A 15,205-nucleotide genomic window follows, 5' to 3' on the forward strand; every position below is an offset into this window, starting at 1 on the left:
AATGACTGATCGCCAGGCCGCCCATCTTGTCGATGCCAGCGTTTACGTGTTTCGTGCCTGGCACTCCATGCCCGACCGGTTCATGGATCCGGCCGGTCGCCCCACCAACGCGGTCTACGGCTTTGCACGATTTCTATGCGAACTGATTGAACAGTCGCGCCCCGGGCATCTGGCCATCGCATTCGACGAGTCGCTGACCCGCTCGTTCCGCAACCGCATCTATCCCGACTACAAGGCCAACCGCGAACCGGCACCGGAGGAACTCAAGCGCCAGTTTTCCTGGTGCAAGGACCTCGCCCGCGCACTGGGCCTGGCGGTCTATGCCGATGACGAATACGAGGCCGATGACCTGATTGCCACGCTGGCCAGGGACAGCCGCGAGGCCGGGCGTCCGGTCTGCGTGGTCAGTGGCGACAAGGACCTCACCCAACTGGTTGGCGAGAACGACACGTGGTGGGATTTCTCGCGCCGGCGTCGACTGGACGCCGCCGGGGTGCATGCACATTTCGGAGTCCATCCGTACCAGATTCCGGATTTTCTCGCCCTGGCCGGCGATGCGGTGGACAACATTCCCGGGGTGCCGGGCGTCGGGCCCAAGACGGCAGCCGCGCTGCTGGCCCACTTCGGGGAGCTGGATGCGGTTTACGCACGACTCGACGAAATTGCCTGGCTGAAGATTCGCGGGGCCGGCAAGCTGGCTGCAAGACTGCGCCAGCACGAACAGGCCGCGCGCCTGTCGCGGCGGCTGACCGGGCTGGCCGATGACATCCCGCACATCGAGCGACCCGCCGACATTCGCCGCGGGCGTGGATGCGGCGATTCACTGGACGCGCTGCTGGATGCCCTGGGTTTCGGGCGCCCGCTGCGCGAGCGCCTGCACCGGCTTCGGGATGCGGCAACCGCTACTGACCCTGCTGCCGCATCTGCTCCATGATCTCCTGACCAACCACTTGCACACTGGCTGCATCGACGTCGAGTTGCATGATCGGCACCTCGGGCAGCTCTCCACCACGCGGGTTGCCCTCGCCATCGACATATTGCCAGTGACTGACCGCAAGAAAATACAGGTACTGTCCGTCCATGACCCCGAAAGTGGGGGTATCGAACTCCGGTGCTGCCGCAGCAATCGGTGCCACCGCTGTCACGCCCAGGCCGTCGGAGCCCAGTTCCAGCCGGACCACGCGCTGCGGTGAAACGCCGTTCTGGATCGCTACCAGGTGACCGTCCCAGAAATACAACCCATCGATGCCGCCCTCGTTGAGCGTTTCCGGCACCGCCAGCTTCCAGGCCCCTTCCTCGCCGTCGAGATTGACCACGAAAATGCCGAGCTCGTAATCGGCCAGATAGAGCAACCGATCCTCGTCGTCGACTGCCAGCCCGCGCAGACTAGTGAAATTCTGGTGTCCGAAGAAAGGCTGCAGCCCATCGTCGTCGTTCTCGAACCGATAAACCATGGGTGCCACGGTGTCGGCGGCATACAGGTTGCCATTGCCGGCCAGCGCCAGATTTCCAAGCAGGTTGCGGCCACTGCCGGAGCTCAAGGGGAATTCGGCATCCAGCTCGCCCGATTCCAGATCGAAGCGCAGCAGACTGCTGCGCACGCCGTCCTCGCGCGCCTCGCCCTGGAACTGGGGCACACGCCCCGTGGCCACCCATAGCGCGTTCCGCTCGGCGTCCACGACAAGATCGAACACCGCCTGGAGCTCGGCTACCTCGTCGGGCCTGGCAAAGTCTTCCCAGCGCTCGCCGTCATCACTGACTAGGATCCGGCCGTCACGGACCGTACCCAGAAACATGCGCTCACTGGCGGCATCCCAGGCCAGCGCCTCGGGCATGAGCACTTCGCTGTCCACCGTCGACCAGCGCTCCACATCACCGAAGGGCTGGCCGGCCTCGTGCATCAGGTCGCGCAGGTGATCGTAAAGGCGGGTATTGCGCATGGGCGCAACGGCCTCGATCGAATCCCAGTCTTCGGCCAGGCCCTGTTGCTGCATGCTCAGCATCATGTCGAACGCGGCGCTGAGATCGCCAGTCTGCGCATGCCCCTTGACCAGGTGGGTCATGAAATCCTGGTTATAGGGCCGCAGTCGGTGCAAGTGCTTGGTGGCCTCGACCCAGGCCTCGTGGTCGCCGGACTCGTAGGCCTGAGCTGCCTGGTTGAACCAGTGCGACAGTTGCTGACCGGACGGAGGCGAACTGGCTTCCTGGGCACCGGCCAGCATGGGCACGACCAGCATCAGCGGCAGAATGGCGGACAAAGGATTTCGCATGGTAATTCCTGTTATGGTCTTTTGAGTCGTTGCGCCCTTGGGACTTCGCGCACGTCTAAACGTTCAGATCATTGGAACTGCCGCAAAGTTTCGGGAACAGGGCGATGACGAAAAACAATCAACTATTGTACTCGGGAGACTACCTGGCGTTGGCCCGGCGCGACGGCTGGGAGTATGTCGTGAGACGCCACCCGGTGGTGGTGCTCATTGCCTGGACACCGGCAGACGAGTTGCTGCTGGTCGAACAATACCGCACTCCGGTCGGGCGCCGCACCATCGAGCTGCCAGCCGGCCTGACGGGCGACGAGCCGGGACAGTCGTCGGAGTCGCTGCTGCAGGCGGCTGCCCGCGAACTCGAGGAGGAAACCGGCTGGCGCGCCGGCCGCCTGCGGCGACTCATGCGTTGTCCGACTTCGGCCGGGCTCAGCGACGAGGAAGTGGAATTCATCGAGGCCACCGATCTGGTCCGGATCGGCAGCGGCGGCGGCGACGCCAGCGAGGACATCGTCGTGCACGCCATTGACCGCGCCCGGATTGACGACTGGCTGCGCGAGCGCTACCGGGCCGGGCTGGCGCTGGACCCGAAGATTCATACCGCGCTGTACTGGGCCGGTCTAAGCGGCCAGCCACCCGGAGAGGACGATAAACAGGCCGAAGACGGCTGAAAGCATTAGCGTCACCCAGGTCAGCAGCGTGCCCCAGAAGCGTCCCAGCGACTTGCCCGGCCCGCGATTGAGACCGACCAGCCCGTGCAGGACGCGTCCGGCCAGCAGCATCAGACCCAGGACATGCAGCAACACGTCGACCGCACCGCCCAGCTCCAGCAGGAGCATCAGCAAGAGGGCCAGCGGCACGTACTCGACGAAATTGGCATGCGTGCGCACCGCCAGTTGCAGCGACTCGTGGCCGCCGCTGCCCACGCCGACGCCGAGGCCGCGGCGCAGTTTGACCACGCGAAAAGACAGCAACAACAGCAGCAGGGCCAGCAGGCTGGCATACGTGAGGGTGATGAGGGCTGGCATGTTCGGTCCCAAAATGATTGACTTTGGTCAGTATAGCCACGGTGGTAGACTCCGTGACGTCATGCAAACCTATTTAGCGAAGGAAATCGAAGATGATGCAACGCGCACTGTTTGTTTCCGCCCTTCTTCTTTCGGGAGGCGTCATGGCTGATGCCCCGATTGCCATTGCCATTCACGGCGGAGCCGGCACCATCGAACGCGGGCAGATGACCGAGGAACGCGAACAGACCATTCGCGACGCCCTCGAGCGCGCCGTTCGCGAGGGCCATGGCATTCTGGTCGCAGGCGGCAGCAGCATGGACGCCGTGAGTGCCGCGGTGCAGGTACTGGAAGATGCTCCCCAGTTCAACGCCGGTCGCGGCGCGGTACTGACCAATGAGGGCACTGTGGAAATGGACGCCTCCATCATGGACGGCTCCAATCTCGACGCCGGTGCGGTTGCCGGGGTACGCGGCATCCGCAGTCCCATACTGGCTGCCCGCAAGGTCATGCACGAATCACCGCACGTGATGCTGGTGCGCGACGGCGCCGAGGAATTTGCCCGTGAACACGGCCTGGAATTCAAGGACGATGACTGGTTCATCACCGATTTCCGCCGCCAGCAACTCGAGGACATCCAGGCTCGCGAATCCGACCAGGGCCAGGCCAGCACACAGCTTTCCGAGGACTGGTTCTCCACCGTCGGCGCCGTTGCCGTCGACAGCAATGGCGACCTGGCCGCGGCCACCTCCACCGGCGGCATGAGCAACAAGCGCTGGGGCCGGGTGGGCGACTCGCCCATCATCGGCGCCGGCACCTATGCCAACAACCGCTCCTGCGCCGTCAGCGCCACCGGCCATGGCGAATACTTCATCCGCCACGTGGTGGCCTACGATATCTGTGCGCGCATGAGTCATGCCGGTCTGAGCCTGGCCGAATCGGCCGATACCGTCATCAACCAGGTTCTGGTCGAAGCCGGTGGCGACGGCGGCGTGATCGCGGTCGATGCCGAGGGCAATGTCGCCATGCCCTTCAACACCGCCGGCATGTACCGCGCCGCCATCCGCACCGACGGTTCGGTCGAAGTCAGCATTTATCGAGATGACGACTGACGACGAGTCAACAGTAGAGCCAGTCTGCCATGACCACCGACACACTGTTCAGGGATGATGCCTACCGCACCGAATGCACGGCACGAGTAGAGGCCCTCACCCCGGGAGGGGTGATACTCTGCGCCACCGTCTTCTACCCGCAAGGCGGCGGTCAGCCCGGCGATACGGGCACCCTTAGCTGGAATGGCGGCGAAGCGGCGGTCATCGATACCCGACACGGGGATGATGGAGCAATCCTTCACGTGCTGGCCGCAGAGAGCGCGTCACCGGGAATCGGTACCGAAGTGAAAGCCACGATCGACTTCGACCGCCGTCACCGCCTGATGCGCATGCACACCTGCCTGCATCTGCTCTCGGCGGTGCTGCCCTACCCCGTCACCGGCGGCCAGGTCGGTGACGGCAGCGGCCGGCTGGACTTCGACCTGCCCGATGCACCGCACAAGTCCGAGGTCGAACAACGACTCAACGAGCTGATCCGGGCCGATCATCCGGTTGGTTCACGCTGGATCGAGGAGGCCGAGCTGGAGGCGAGGCCCGAGCTGGTCAAGACGATGTCGGTACAACCACCCAAAGGCGCCGGTCGCATTCGCTTAATCGACATTCCCGGCGTCGACCTGCAGCCCTGCGGCGGCACCCATGTCGAGCGCACCGCCGAGATCGGGACGGTACGAGTGAAGAAGATCGAGAAGAAGGGGCGTCAGAACCGGCGCGTGAAGCTCGAGTTGCTTGAGCAGACGGCGGACTGACCCCGGTCAGAATCTGTCCCTTGATTCGAACCCTCCGGCAACAGCAAGAGGCGGCTCCTTGCTCGTTTTCCCGTTTCTCAAGGATAGGTGGAACCGAAATGAAACCCCATGGCGAACCATCCTGAACCCGACATTCGTCCGGCCCGTCCCGCGGATGCTCCGGTACTGGCAGGCTTGATGAACGCGGCCGGCGAGGGGCTGCCTGCCTGGCTGTGGTCACGGATGGCCGAACCCGGCGAGGACGCCATGGCCTTCGGCAGCCGGCGGGTGGCTGGCGAGGACAGCGGCTTCAGCTACCGCAATGCCCATGTCGCCGAGATCAACGGCACGGTCGCCGGCATGCTGCTGGGCTATCGCCTGGACGACCCATACGACGTCGGCAATCTCGAAGAGTTGCCAGCAGTCATCCGGCCTCTGATCGAGCTGGAAGCGCTGGCGCCCGGTTCGTGGTACGTCAACGCGATTGCCACGCTATCCGAGGTTCGCGGCCGGGGCATTGGCTCGCGCCTGCTGGGCCTAGCCGAACGGCTTTGCCTGGACTCGGGCGCTGAAGACCTCAGCCTGATCGTGGCCCGGGCCAACACCGGGGCAGTCAGGCTCTACGAGCGACTGGGCTTTTGCACCGTGGCAACCCGCCCGCTGGTTTCCTTCCCCGGCTGCGAGCACTCGGGCGACTGGGTCCTGATGACCAGGACCCTGAGGCATTGAACCGTGAACCAATCAGCGCACAGGTCCTCGACCCAGTCCATGACGTGAGCTTCGAGCACATCCAGCGGCACCGCGCCGGTCTCGAGCACGCGGGCGTGGAACTCGCGGATACCGAAATCATCACCCAGCGCCTGCGAGGGAATGGCCATGTAGCGCTCGGCCTCCGAGACCGCGCGCGCCTCGGCTGCTGGTGAGTTGGCATACATGTACTCGAGCACGTCTTCACGCGACCAGCCGTGGTAGTGCAGACCGGTGTCGACGACCAGGCGAATGGCGCGCCACAGTTCGGCGGCATAGGCACCGAAACGGGCATAGGGATCTTCATAGATGCCCATTTCTTGGCCCAGGTACTCAGCGTACAGGCCCCAGCCCTCGACATAGGCGGTATAGCTGCCGAATCGGCGAAAGCGCGGCAGTTCTTCGGTTTCCTGCTGCAGCGCGAGCTGGAAGTGGTGACCGGGCGCGGCCTCGTGCAGGAACAGCGCCTCCACGCCCCAGCTCGGGCGGGCGCTGAGATCGTAGGTGTTGGCGTAGAAGATGCCAGGTCGCGAGCCATCGGCAGCCGGGCGCTGGTAGGAACCGCCGGCTGCACGATGCCCCGAGCCATCCCTTCGCGCATGTTGGCAATGGCCTGGTCCACCCACACGGTCCATTCGGTCACACGCTGGCGCCTGGCATCGTAGTCCTCGGCATTCCTGAACGGCTGGGCGCCGTCTCCGGAACCGAGCATCACGAGCGTATTGACCGGGTTGCGGAACTGGTTGATCGGCAGCAGTTGACCGGGGTACTCGGCCCCCTCGATGGCACGCTCACGCTCGCTTTCGAACATGCGGTAGCTGAACAGGTCCTGGCCTGCCAAGCCGTCGCTGCTGATCGCACGCAGGCGTTCCAGGGAATCCCGGTGATGCTCGAGCACGCGGTTGCGGTGGTCTTCACCCAGCGAGTTGGGCCAGCGATCCGACCAGCGGTGGTCGCCCATGAATGTGGCCCGCAAGGGACTCAGTTCCAGGGAGGCCTCGAAGAACTGCTCATAGAGGTTGTCGAGTCGCGCGCCTCGCTCGGCGACATCATCGACCGCCCCGTTGGCATCGGCAGATACTGCAGTCGATTCGGAGCGGACCACCTCGGGCTCGGCCGGCTCGCTGGTCACGTCATGACCGGATTCGCAGGCTGCCAGCAGCAGAAAAAAGCAACAGGAACGGCAAAAGTTTCGACATCCTCATATCACCCTTGGATCAGTCAGTCGCGCGGATTAGCATGCCCCGTGACGGGTACGACCCATGAGACTGGCTTTCATGGCATCGTTGGATTTCCGACGTACGTGACTGTATTCATGGCCTTCCGCGCAATCCGAGAAGGAAAGAACAACATGGAGCTTTATTCGTTTGCCTGCCCCTGGTGCAACGAGCCCAACGAACTGCCGCTCGATCCCGGTGAACTGGGACAGGAAGTGGTGATGGACTGCCGTGTGTGCTGTCGGCCGATAGAGATCAAGCTGCCCGACCAGCCCGACGGCGAGCCCATGGTGCGCGGTGAAGGACAGTAACACGGCCCGCCGGTATTCCGATTGACCGTGCGATCAGGCGAGATCTATACTTCGGCTCACTCGCCCGTCATTCGTGATCACTCCTGCAATTTCGCCGGCCCACTGTCTTGAGAGATTTCATCGAAGAGCAATTCTTTCGTCTGGCCGCCAGCGGCCTGGTGCCCCGACGCCTGTTCCGGCCGAAACTGCCCGATTCACCTCCACCGGCCGGCGACCTGCTCGACCTGGAGATCGTCAGCCACTGCTGGAAGTACGGGCGTCTGCTGAACTACCAACTCAGTTCCCTCGTGCTGCACCCGCCACGCAACTGTCGCGTGACCATGACCGTGTTTCACTGCCCCGAGGATGCCGATACCGGGCACATACTCGACTACTTCGCCGGGCAGCGCGTGACCAACGTAATCTGGAACTGGCAGCCGTTGGAAAAGGAGAGGCTGTTCCGACGCGCCATCGGCCGCAACCAGGCGGCACTGGCAACACGCGCCGACTGGATTTGGTTCACCGATTGCGATGTAACCTTCCAGGTCGGTGCCCTGGACGAGCTCGCTGTCGAATTGCGCGAGCACGATGCCATACTGACCTTTCCGCAGATTCACCAGGTCAGCGAAATGCTCCAGCCCGACGATCCAATCTTTACCCACGCCGAGCAGGCGCCGGCCATACTGGACCTGGACCTGTCCCGCTTCGAACCCGAACGACGCGAAAAGGCCGTCGGCGGGCTACAGATCCTGCGCGGCGACGTCGCCCGGGCCGTGGGCTACTGCGCCAACATCGGCGTGTACCAGCGCCCGGCAAAAAGATTCGGCAACACCTGGGAAGACCGCACATACCGCTGGCTGCTGGGCACTCACGGTGAACCGCTGAGCACGGCCAGCTTCTACCGGATCCGGCACGCTCGGAAGGGCCGCAAGGGCAGCGACTTCCGGGTTCGGCCGCGCGACTGACCGATTACCAATGTACCCCGTCATTCATTCTGTAACTTACTAACGGTCTCACTTTTGAGATCATTAATCAGGAGCCAGTCGCAGCCGGCTGGGGATCGAGCCCCAGATTCCGGCACAGCGCCAGGGTGGCCCGGGCGCGATTGAGCGTGTAGAAGTGCAGCCCCGGTGCGCCGCCATCGAGCAGACGCCGGCACAGTTCGGTTACCACGTCCTCACCGAAAGCCGCGATCGATTCGCGGTCGCCGGCATCATCCCAGGCTTTGAGGCGCTTGGCGATCCAGAGTGGTATTTCGGCTCCGCACATCTGCGAAAAACGCGCCAGGCCGGTGTAGTTGGTGATCGGCATGATGCCGGGCACAATGGGAACACTCACACCCAGCGATCGAGCCTCATCGACAAACCGAAAGTAACTGTCGGCGCTGAAGAAGTACTGGGTGATGGCGCCATCGGCCCCGGCGGCGACCTTGTCACGGAAGTGCTTCAGGTCATCGTCCGGGGTCCGCGACTCGGGGTGATGTTCGGGGTAGCAGGCCACCTCGATATGAAAGGTATTGCCATAGCGCTTGCGTATGAAGCGCACTAGGTCGACCGCGTAGGGGAAGACACCGGCACCGCTGCCCGAGGGCCGGTCGCCGCGCAGGACCACCAGGCGCTTGATGCCATGCGCACGATAATCATCAAGCAGTGCCTCGATATCGTCGTCGCTTTCGGCCATACAGGAAATATGGGGAGCAGCCTCGATACCGGTGGCTTCGGCAATGGACAGCACGGTTTCGCGCGTGCGGTCACGGGTCGAACCGCCGGCACCGAAAGTCACCGACATGTAGGCCGGCTGCAGCGTGGCCAACCGGTCGCGTGCACGCTCGAATGCCACCTGCTGCGCGGCACTGCGCGGCGGGAAGAATTCGAAGCTGAGTTGGGGTGCGGAATCGGACATTGCGGCTTCAACGATTAGTTGGGGCGAATATCACACTTTGCTGGAGGTGAAAGGTAAGAGGTAAAAGGTAAAAGGAAAGAAAGAAGTGGGCGCACCTTTCACCTTTCACCATCAGTACCTGTAGTGCTCCGGCTTGTACGGCCCTTCCACCGCCACGCCGATGTAATCGGCCTGTTCGGGTTTGAGTTCGGTCAGGCGTACGCCGATGCGCTCCAGGTGCAGGCGGGCGACCTTCTCGTCGAGGTGCTTGGGCAGCACGTAGACTTCATTGTCGTAACGCTCGCCGAACTTCCACAGCTCGATCTGGGCCAGGGTCTGGTTGGTGAACGAGTTCGACATCACGAAGCTCGGGTGGCCGGTGGCGCAGCCCAGGTTCACCAGGCGTCCGCGGGCGAGCAGAATGATCTTCTTGCCGTCGGGGAAGGTGATGTGATCGACCTGCGGCTTGATCTCGTCCCACTCGTAGTCATCGAGGCTGGCGACATCGATCTCGTTGTCGAAGTGACCGATGTTGCACACGATCGCTTCGTCTTTCATGCGCACCATGTGGTCATGGTTGATCACGTTGTAGTTGCCGGTGGCGGTGACGAAGATGTCGGCTGCCTCGACCACGCCTTCATCTTCCAGGTTGACCACCTTGTAACCTTCCATGGCCGCCTGCAGGGCGCAGATCGGGTCGACCTCGGTGATCCAGACATTGGCCGACAGGGCCCTGAGCGACTGCGCCGAACCCTTGCCGACATCGCCGTAGCCGCAGACGATGGCGGTCTTGCCTGCCACCATCACGTCGGTGGCGCGCTTGATGGCATCGACCAGCGACTCGCGGCAGCCATAGAGATTGTCGAACTTGCTCTTGGTGACCGAATCGTTGACGTTGATGGCCGGGAACTTGAGCGTGCCTTCCTTCTGCATGCGATAGAGGCGATTGACGCCGGTGGTGGTTTCCTCGGTCACGCCCTGGACGTTCTCCAGCGCGGCCGAATACCAGCCGGGATTGGCCTTCAGTCGTTTCTTGATCGAAGCGAACAGGGCCTTCTCTTCCTCGCTGCCGGGATTGTCGAGCACCGAGGGATCTTCCTCGGCCTGCGCACCCAGGTTAAGCAGCAAGGTGGCATCACCACCGTCATCGAGAATCATGTTGGCCGTGCCGCCGTCGGGCCACTGGAAGATGCGGTGGGTGAACTCCCAGTACTCGTCGAGTGTCTCGCCCTTGAAGGCGAACACCGGCACGCCGCGCTCGGCCATGGCCGCGGCGGCATGATCCTGCGTGGAGTAGATGTTGCACGACGCCCAGCGCACGTCCGCACCCAGCTCGATCAGCGTTTCGATCAACACCGCGGTCTGGATGGTCATGTGCAGCGAACCGGCAATACGCGCACCGGCCAGCGGCTTGTCCTCGGAAAACTCGGCACGAGTCTGAACCAGGCCCGGCATTTCGGTTTCGGCAATGGCGATCTCCTTGCGGCCAAAACCCGCCTGGGAAAGATCGGCAACACAGTGGTCGTTGTCGGTCGGCGCAATCTGCTCGTCAAACAGCACGCTCTTCTTTGCGTCTTCGAGATTGGCGTTCATAAGATGGGTCCTCGTTAAGCGTTTAAGTCGGTAGCTCTTGAGTGTGAAGTTTGAAGTGTGAAGTGGCGGGCACCCCTTGAAGCCCCTGTCTCTTCACACTTCACACTGAACACTTCACACTAATTTATCCCCGCCGCATCACGCAGCGCATCGGCCCGGTCCGTCTTCTCCCAACTGAATGCTGTGAAGTGGTCGGTGACTTCACGGTCGTCGCGGATGACCTTTGCGGTGGCTTCTTCGGGGTGGCGGCCGAAGTGGCCGTTGGTGGCCGTGCGGCGATACATCGGGTGCAGCAGGTCCAGCATCTTCAGGATGCCGTAGGGACGCAGATCGAAATGCTCGCGGATCAGCGTCTCGATTCTTTCTTCCGGGATCCTGGCAGTTCCAAAGGTCGTGACCGAAATCGAGGTCGGCTCGGCCACGCCGATGGCATAGCTGACCTGAACCTCGCACTTGTCGGCCAGGCCGGCAGCGACGACATTCTTGGCCACGTAGCGTGCGGCATAGGTGGCCGAACGGTCGACCTTGGACGGATCCTTGCCGGAGAAGGCGCCGCCGCCGTGGCGGGCCATGCCGCCATAGGTGTCGACGATGATCTTGCGGCCTGTCAGGCCGGCATCACCCACCGGTCCGCCGATGACGAACTTGCCAGTCGGGTTGATATGGAACCGGGTGTCGGCATGCAGCCATTCGGATGGCAGCACCGGCTCGATAATGTGCTCGCGCACTCCGTCCCGAATCTGCTCCAGGTCGATTCCGTCATCATGTTGGGTAGACAGCACCACGGCATCGATGGCCGTCGGCTTGCCGTCCACGTAGCGCAGGGTAACCTGGCTCTTGGCGTCGGGCCGGAGCCAGGGCAGCGGGTTGTCGGTCTGCTTGCGCAGGCGGGTCTGCTGCTCGACCAGTCGATGGGCATAGTAGATCGGGGCCGGCATCAGCTCGGGTGTTTCATTCGATGCATAGCCGAACATCAGGCCCTGGTCGCCGGCACCCTGGTCTTCGGGTATACCCCGATCCACGCCCTGGGCGATATCCGGCGACTGCTTGCCGATCATGTTGACCACCGAGCAGGTATGTCCGTCAAAACCGACTTTGGACGAGTTATAGCCCACGTCCACTACCACGCGACGAATCAGCGCTTCGAGGTCGACCCAGGCCGTGGTCGATATTTCGCCGCCAACAATGACCGCACCGGTCTTGATGAAGGTTTCGCAGGCTACGCGGGCATGAGGGTCCTGGGCGATGATGGCGTCCAGCACCGCGTCGGAGATCTGGTCGGCCAGCTTGTCCGGATGCCCTTCGGAGACGGATTCGGAAGTGAACAGGTAGGCACTCATGACGGAAATATCTCTTGATCGGGATAGAAAGATGGATTGTAGCGCAGATGGCGTGAGGATGCATGGGTACGCGACTGCCTTGCGATCAGTTCACAGGTACGGGGAGAACAGCCAGCACAGGGAATCCCGCAGCCTGACAGGAAACGATCGTCCATCGACCTCCTCCAGGGTAACCGGGCGGCCCTTGCTGGCGGCACGATCGATGGCATCGATCAGCCCGGCGGCAAAGGCCTCGCCATAGACCTCGACCTGCAACTCGAAGTTGAGTCGCAGGCTTCGCGGGTCCCAGTTGGCCGACCCGATCAAGCTGTAGTAGCCGTCGACCACGAATAGCTTGGCGTGGCTGAACGGCGCGGGCTGGTAATGCACGTGCACGCCGCGAAACAGAATCTCCCAGAGCATGTTGCGGGTGGCCCAGTGGACAAACGGGAGGTTGTTGATCTCCGGCAACACGATCTGAACCCTGACCCCACGCACGGCAGCGGCCTGGATGGCACCGATCAGTTCGCGCGACGGCAGGAAATACGGCGTCATGATGCGCACCGAATGGCGCGCCGTGGCGATGGCTGCCGACAGCAGCATGTTGAGGCGATCGAGGTCCTCGTCGGGACCGTCGGTAACGGTGCGACAAACCAGGTCACCGGTGGCTGTCGCGCGCCCCTTCGGGGGTTCCGGGTGATCACCCGCCGAAAAGGCCCACATGCGCAGAAACTCCGAGCGCAGTTGATGGACGATGGGTCCGATCAGGCGAAAATGCACATCCTGGGTGCGATTGCGGTTATCCGGGTCCTCGACCAGGTGACGGTCGCTGATGTTCATGCCACCGGTAAATCCGACCTCGTCGTCAACCACCAGGATCTTGTGATGATTGCGCATGTTGATCGCGATCGACGGGGGCAGCAGCCGGGGCGGCAGAAACCGGGCCACGCGAACGCCCGAGCGCCCCAGCGAACGGCTGGCGCGCGGTATCGAGTACCACTCCCCAAAACCATCGATCATCACGCGCACATCGACGCCACGCGCGGCGGCATCGGCCAGTGCCTGGCGGAATTCGGACCCTGTCTTGTCGTGATCAAGTATGTAGGTGGTCAACAGCACATGGCTGCGGGCCTGCCGGATGCATTCGAGCATGGCCGGGAAAGCCTGCTCTCCGTTGATCAGCGGCTCGACGGCATTGCCGCGCACCATCGGATGCCGGCTCAGTGCCTGCCCGACCCGCCCGAGCGCCAGGAATTCATCGTGGATCTGTTCAGGCAGCGGGTGGGTGCGATCGATACTTCGACCTCGCTCGTAGCCGATCTGCAACCGACCCAGATCCAGGCGCTGGGCCCGGCCACGGGCCCGATTGAGCCCGAAGAACAGATAAAGCAGCGGGCCGGCCACCGGTGCCAGCACGCACACCGCAATCCAGCCGAACGCCGCGCGCGGATCGCGCTTGTAGAGCAGCGCATGCAAGGCCGTGGCCGGCGCCAGCACGGCATGGAACAGCAGGATCATCAAAGTTTCGAAGCCCGGATTCATGGCATCGACCCAGCATCAGCCAGTCAGCAGTGTCGGCTCCCACTTCAACACTTGCAACCCAAAGGGCCCGACCTGGCCTGTCTGACTTGCAGTCTCCCACGTTCGCCTCCACCCTTCGTCTTTCCGGAGTATGGCAGAATCCACCCCATGGCCGATCTTTCTCATGTCACCGAATACGCCGCCCTGACCCGACATCGCCGGGAAATGGAACAGGCCAGACAGCAGCGCCGGCGACGCCTGGCGCTGACTCTGAGCCTGGTCGTGGCCATCAGCGCGGGGGGCTACCTGGTCTCACCGCCCCTGGGTCTGATGCTGACTGGCATCGGTGCCATGGTACTGTTCTTTGCCGCGGTGACCGGTGGATCAAGCGTGCCGCATCATGTCATGGCCGGAGTCGAAGGCGAGGCCCGTGTACTCGAGCGGCTCGGCGAGCTGCCCGATAACCACGTGGTGTTCAACCAGGTCCAGGTGCCCGACCCGCAATTGCCCAATGGACGCCGGGAACTGGATTTCGTGGTTGTGGGCCCCGCTGCGGTGACGATCATCGAAGTCAAGAATACGCCAGGCCTGATCCAGGTCGAGCCCGACCGGCGCCAGTGGCGCGTCGTGACCCGGGCCGGTTGCGGCAGCCGACCCGGCTGGAATGCCATAGACAACCCGTTGCCACAGGTCCGATCGCAGGTCGATACACTGGAACGCTGGGCGCTGCGGCACGGCCAGGTATTGCGCCCGAAGGCCATGGTCTGCTTTGCCCGTTCCGACGCTTCAATCGCCGAACCGGAGCTGGCCGATATACCGGTGGTCACGACGAGGGAATTGCTGGAACACGTGGCGGCCACACAGTCCGGCCCGGCATTTTCAGACCATGATCGCCAGGCAGCGCTTAGCCTGTTGAAGCAAACCACGGCCCCGCAGGTTCCAGCCGCCGCCTGAGGGCGCCTCGGGGGTGCCCTGGCGGCAACCCGCTCTGCGGGACGCTCCAAGCCAATAACGAGAATTGATATCATTTGCTGGCTATGTCTATACGTTATGTCATTTCACTGACGCTGATTCTGGCCACGCTGTGGCTGGCCATTTCCGGTGTCTACAAGCCGGTCATACTGTTTCTGGGCGCTGGTTCGGTGGCGCTGGTGGTCTGGCTGTCGCTGCGCATGGAAGTGGTCGGTGTCGAGCACAACCCCGGCCTGTTTTCCTGGCGGCTGCCCCTGTACTGGGCCTGGCTGCTGTGGCAGATCGTGATCTCGAACCTCAATGTCGCACACATCATTCTTTCGCCATCGCGCGTTAGGCCGCGCATTTTCTCGGTGCCCATCGGTCATGAGACGGCCGTGGCCAAGGTCACCTATGCCAACTCCGTGACCCTGACGCCGGGCACGGTAACCCTGCTGCTCGACGAGGACGAACTGACGGTCCACGCACTGGATGTGCATTCGGCCCGGGAACTCGAGAGCGGCGCCATGGACGAAAAAATCGCCTGGCTCGAAGGTTCCAAGAGGGAGCGACCCTGA

The 15,205-nt window shown here is 63.0% G+C and carries 16 protein-coding genes and 1 pseudogene; 9 read left to right on the plus strand and 8 right to left on the minus strand.

Annotation, left to right across the window (positions count from 1 at the left end; translation table 11 throughout):
• Position 1 precedes the first annotated feature (1 nt).
• The gene (locus IC757_RS14100) at positions 2–934 is read left to right on the plus strand and encodes a 5'-3' exonuclease H3TH domain-containing protein (RefSeq protein WP_190974926.1); all 933 of its coding nucleotides are present in this window, start codon (positions 2–4) and stop codon (positions 932–934) included.
• Here IC757_RS14100 and IC757_RS14105 read toward each other — a convergent pair.
• On the minus strand, positions 903–2,270 hold the full coding sequence (locus IC757_RS14105) for a hypothetical protein (protein WP_190974927.1): 1,368 nt from the start codon (positions 2,268–2,270) through the stop codon (positions 903–905). The genes IC757_RS14100 and IC757_RS14105 overlap by 32 nt on opposite strands.
• 104 nt (positions 2,271–2,374) lie before the next feature.
• On the opposite strand from IC757_RS14105, the gene IC757_RS14110 reads away from it, so the two are divergent.
• The gene (locus IC757_RS14110) at positions 2,375–2,935 is read left to right on the plus strand and encodes an NUDIX hydrolase (RefSeq protein WP_190974928.1); all 561 of its coding nucleotides are present in this window, start codon (positions 2,375–2,377) and stop codon (positions 2,933–2,935) included.
• Here IC757_RS14110 and IC757_RS14115 read toward each other — a convergent pair.
• A complete protein-coding gene (locus IC757_RS14115) occupies positions 2,885–3,292 on the minus strand; it encodes an MAPEG family protein (protein ID WP_190974929.1) in 408 nt (135 codons plus the stop codon). The genes IC757_RS14110 and IC757_RS14115 overlap by 51 nt on opposite strands.
• A 92-nt stretch (positions 3,293–3,384) precedes the next feature.
• On the opposite strand from IC757_RS14115, the gene IC757_RS14120 reads away from it, so the two are divergent.
• From IC757_RS14120 to IC757_RS14130, 3 genes are all read left to right on the plus strand, one after another.
• Positions 3,385–4,383, plus strand: a complete 999-nt coding sequence (locus IC757_RS14120; RefSeq protein WP_190974930.1) for an isoaspartyl peptidase/L-asparaginase family protein — start codon at positions 3,385–3,387, stop codon at positions 4,381–4,383.
• Positions 4,384–4,412: 29 nt separating this feature from the next.
• Positions 4,413–5,129 (plus strand): alanyl-tRNA editing protein, encoded by a 717-nt coding sequence (locus IC757_RS14125; RefSeq protein ID WP_190974931.1) that lies wholly within the window; start codon positions 4,413–4,415, stop codon positions 5,127–5,129.
• Positions 5,130–5,237: 108 nt separating this feature from the next.
• Positions 5,238–5,837 (plus strand): GNAT family N-acetyltransferase, encoded by a 600-nt coding sequence (locus tag IC757_RS14130; RefSeq protein ID WP_223846145.1) that lies wholly within the window; start codon positions 5,238–5,240, stop codon positions 5,835–5,837.
• On the opposite strand, the gene IC757_RS14135 is transcribed toward IC757_RS14130, so the two are convergent.
• Positions 5,729–6,490 (minus strand): DUF885 domain-containing protein, encoded by a 762-nt coding sequence (locus IC757_RS14135; protein WP_263405568.1) that lies wholly within the window; start codon positions 6,488–6,490, stop codon positions 5,729–5,731. The two genes, IC757_RS14130 and IC757_RS14135, sit on opposite strands and share 109 nt — an antisense overlap.
• Positions 6,421–6,816 (minus strand): annotated as a pseudogene (locus IC757_RS17010) (DUF885 family protein); the annotation flags it as partial. The gene IC757_RS14135 and the pseudogene IC757_RS17010, both read right to left, overlap by 70 nt.
• A gap of 390 nt (positions 6,817–7,206) precedes the next feature.
• Here IC757_RS17010 and IC757_RS17015 point away from each other — a divergent pair.
• Both IC757_RS17015 and IC757_RS14145 read left to right on the plus strand, forming a co-directional pair.
• Complete coding sequence (locus IC757_RS17015; RefSeq protein WP_190977050.1) at positions 7,207–7,383, plus strand: CPXCG motif-containing cysteine-rich protein; 177 nt, start codon at positions 7,207–7,209, stop codon at positions 7,381–7,383.
• Between the two features lie 107 nt (positions 7,384–7,490).
• Positions 7,491–8,327 carry a glycosyltransferase family A protein gene (locus IC757_RS14145; RefSeq protein ID WP_190974932.1) on the plus strand — a complete coding sequence of 279 codons (837 nt, stop codon included), beginning with the start codon at positions 7,491–7,493 and terminating at the stop codon, positions 8,325–8,327.
• A gap of 67 nt (positions 8,328–8,394) precedes the next feature.
• Here IC757_RS14145 and metF read toward each other — a convergent pair whose 3' ends face one another.
• From metF to IC757_RS14165, 4 genes are all read right to left on the minus strand, one after another.
• Positions 8,395–9,264 (minus strand): methylenetetrahydrofolate reductase [NAD(P)H], encoded by an 870-nt coding sequence (metF, locus tag IC757_RS14150; RefSeq protein ID WP_190974933.1) that lies wholly within the window; start codon positions 9,262–9,264, stop codon positions 8,395–8,397.
• Between the two features lie 111 nt (positions 9,265–9,375).
• Positions 9,376–10,836: an adenosylhomocysteinase gene (gene ahcY / locus IC757_RS14155; RefSeq protein WP_190974934.1), complete on the minus strand. Its 1,461-nt coding sequence runs from the start codon at positions 10,834–10,836 to the stop codon at positions 9,376–9,378.
• 119 nt (positions 10,837–10,955) lie between these two features.
• Positions 10,956–12,176, minus strand: a complete 1,221-nt coding sequence (metK, locus tag IC757_RS14160; protein WP_190974935.1) for a methionine adenosyltransferase — start codon at positions 12,174–12,176, stop codon at positions 10,956–10,958.
• 90 nt (positions 12,177–12,266) lie between these two features.
• Positions 12,267–13,673, minus strand: a complete 1,407-nt coding sequence (locus IC757_RS14165) for a phospholipase D-like domain-containing protein (RefSeq protein ID WP_190974936.1) — start codon at positions 13,671–13,673, stop codon at positions 12,267–12,269.
• Between the two features lie 171 nt (positions 13,674–13,844).
• Here IC757_RS14165 and IC757_RS14170 point away from each other — a divergent pair, with 171 nt between their 5' ends.
• Both IC757_RS14170 and IC757_RS14175 read left to right on the plus strand, forming a co-directional pair.
• On the plus strand, positions 13,845–14,630 hold the full coding sequence (locus IC757_RS14170) for a nuclease-related domain-containing protein (RefSeq protein ID WP_190974937.1): 786 nt from the start codon (positions 13,845–13,847) through the stop codon (positions 14,628–14,630).
• An 83-nt stretch (positions 14,631–14,713) separates the two neighbouring features.
• Entirely contained in the window at positions 14,714–15,205 is a 492-nt protein-coding gene (locus IC757_RS14175) for a Na+/H+ antiporter subunit E (RefSeq protein WP_190974938.1), read from the plus strand.

This window comes from Wenzhouxiangella sp. AB-CW3 (assembly GCF_014725735.1).
GTDB lineage: Bacteria > Pseudomonadota > Gammaproteobacteria > Xanthomonadales > Wenzhouxiangellaceae > Wenzhouxiangella.

Coding starts and splice junctions, on each gene's coding strand:
- IC757_RS14175 (WP_190974938.1), top strand. CDS start 14,714: ATGTCTATACGTTATGTCATTTCACTGACGCTGATTCTGGCCACGCTG.
- IC757_RS14110 (WP_190974928.1), top strand. CDS start 2,375: ATGACGAAAAACAATCAACTATTGTACTCGGGAGACTACCTGGCGTTG.
- IC757_RS14125 (WP_190974931.1), top strand. CDS start 4,413: ATGACCACCGACACACTGTTCAGGGATGATGCCTACCGCACCGAATGC.
- metF (WP_190974933.1), bottom strand. CDS start 9,264: ATGTCCGATTCCGCACCCCAACTCAGCTTCGAATTCTTCCCGCCGCGC.
- IC757_RS14105 (WP_190974927.1), bottom strand. CDS start 2,270: ATGCGAAATCCTTTGTCCGCCATTCTGCCGCTGATGCTGGTCGTGCCC.
- ahcY (WP_190974934.1), bottom strand. CDS start 10,836: ATGAACGCCAATCTCGAAGACGCAAAGAAGAGCGTGCTGTTTGACGAG.
- IC757_RS14165 (WP_190974936.1), bottom strand. CDS start 13,673: ATGATCCTGCTGTTCCATGCCGTGCTGGCGCCGGCCACGGCCTTGCAT.
- IC757_RS14170 (WP_190974937.1), top strand. CDS start 13,845: ATGGCCGATCTTTCTCATGTCACCGAATACGCCGCCCTGACCCGACAT.
- IC757_RS17015 (WP_190977050.1), top strand. CDS start 7,207: ATGGAGCTTTATTCGTTTGCCTGCCCCTGGTGCAACGAGCCCAACGAA.
- IC757_RS14115 (WP_190974929.1), bottom strand. CDS start 3,292: ATGCCAGCCCTCATCACCCTCACGTATGCCAGCCTGCTGGCCCTGCTG.
- IC757_RS14130 (WP_223846145.1), top strand. CDS start 5,238: ATGGCGAACCATCCTGAACCCGACATTCGTCCGGCCCGTCCCGCGGAT.
- IC757_RS14120 (WP_190974930.1), top strand. CDS start 3,385: ATGATGCAACGCGCACTGTTTGTTTCCGCCCTTCTTCTTTCGGGAGGC.
- metK (WP_190974935.1), bottom strand. CDS start 12,176: ATGAGTGCCTACCTGTTCACTTCCGAATCCGTCTCCGAAGGGCATCCG.
- IC757_RS14135 (WP_263405568.1), bottom strand. CDS start 6,490: ATGGACCGTGTGGGTGGACCAGGCCATTGCCAACATGCGCGAAGGGAT.
- IC757_RS14100 (WP_190974926.1), top strand. CDS start 2: ATGACTGATCGCCAGGCCGCCCATCTTGTCGATGCCAGCGTTTACGTG.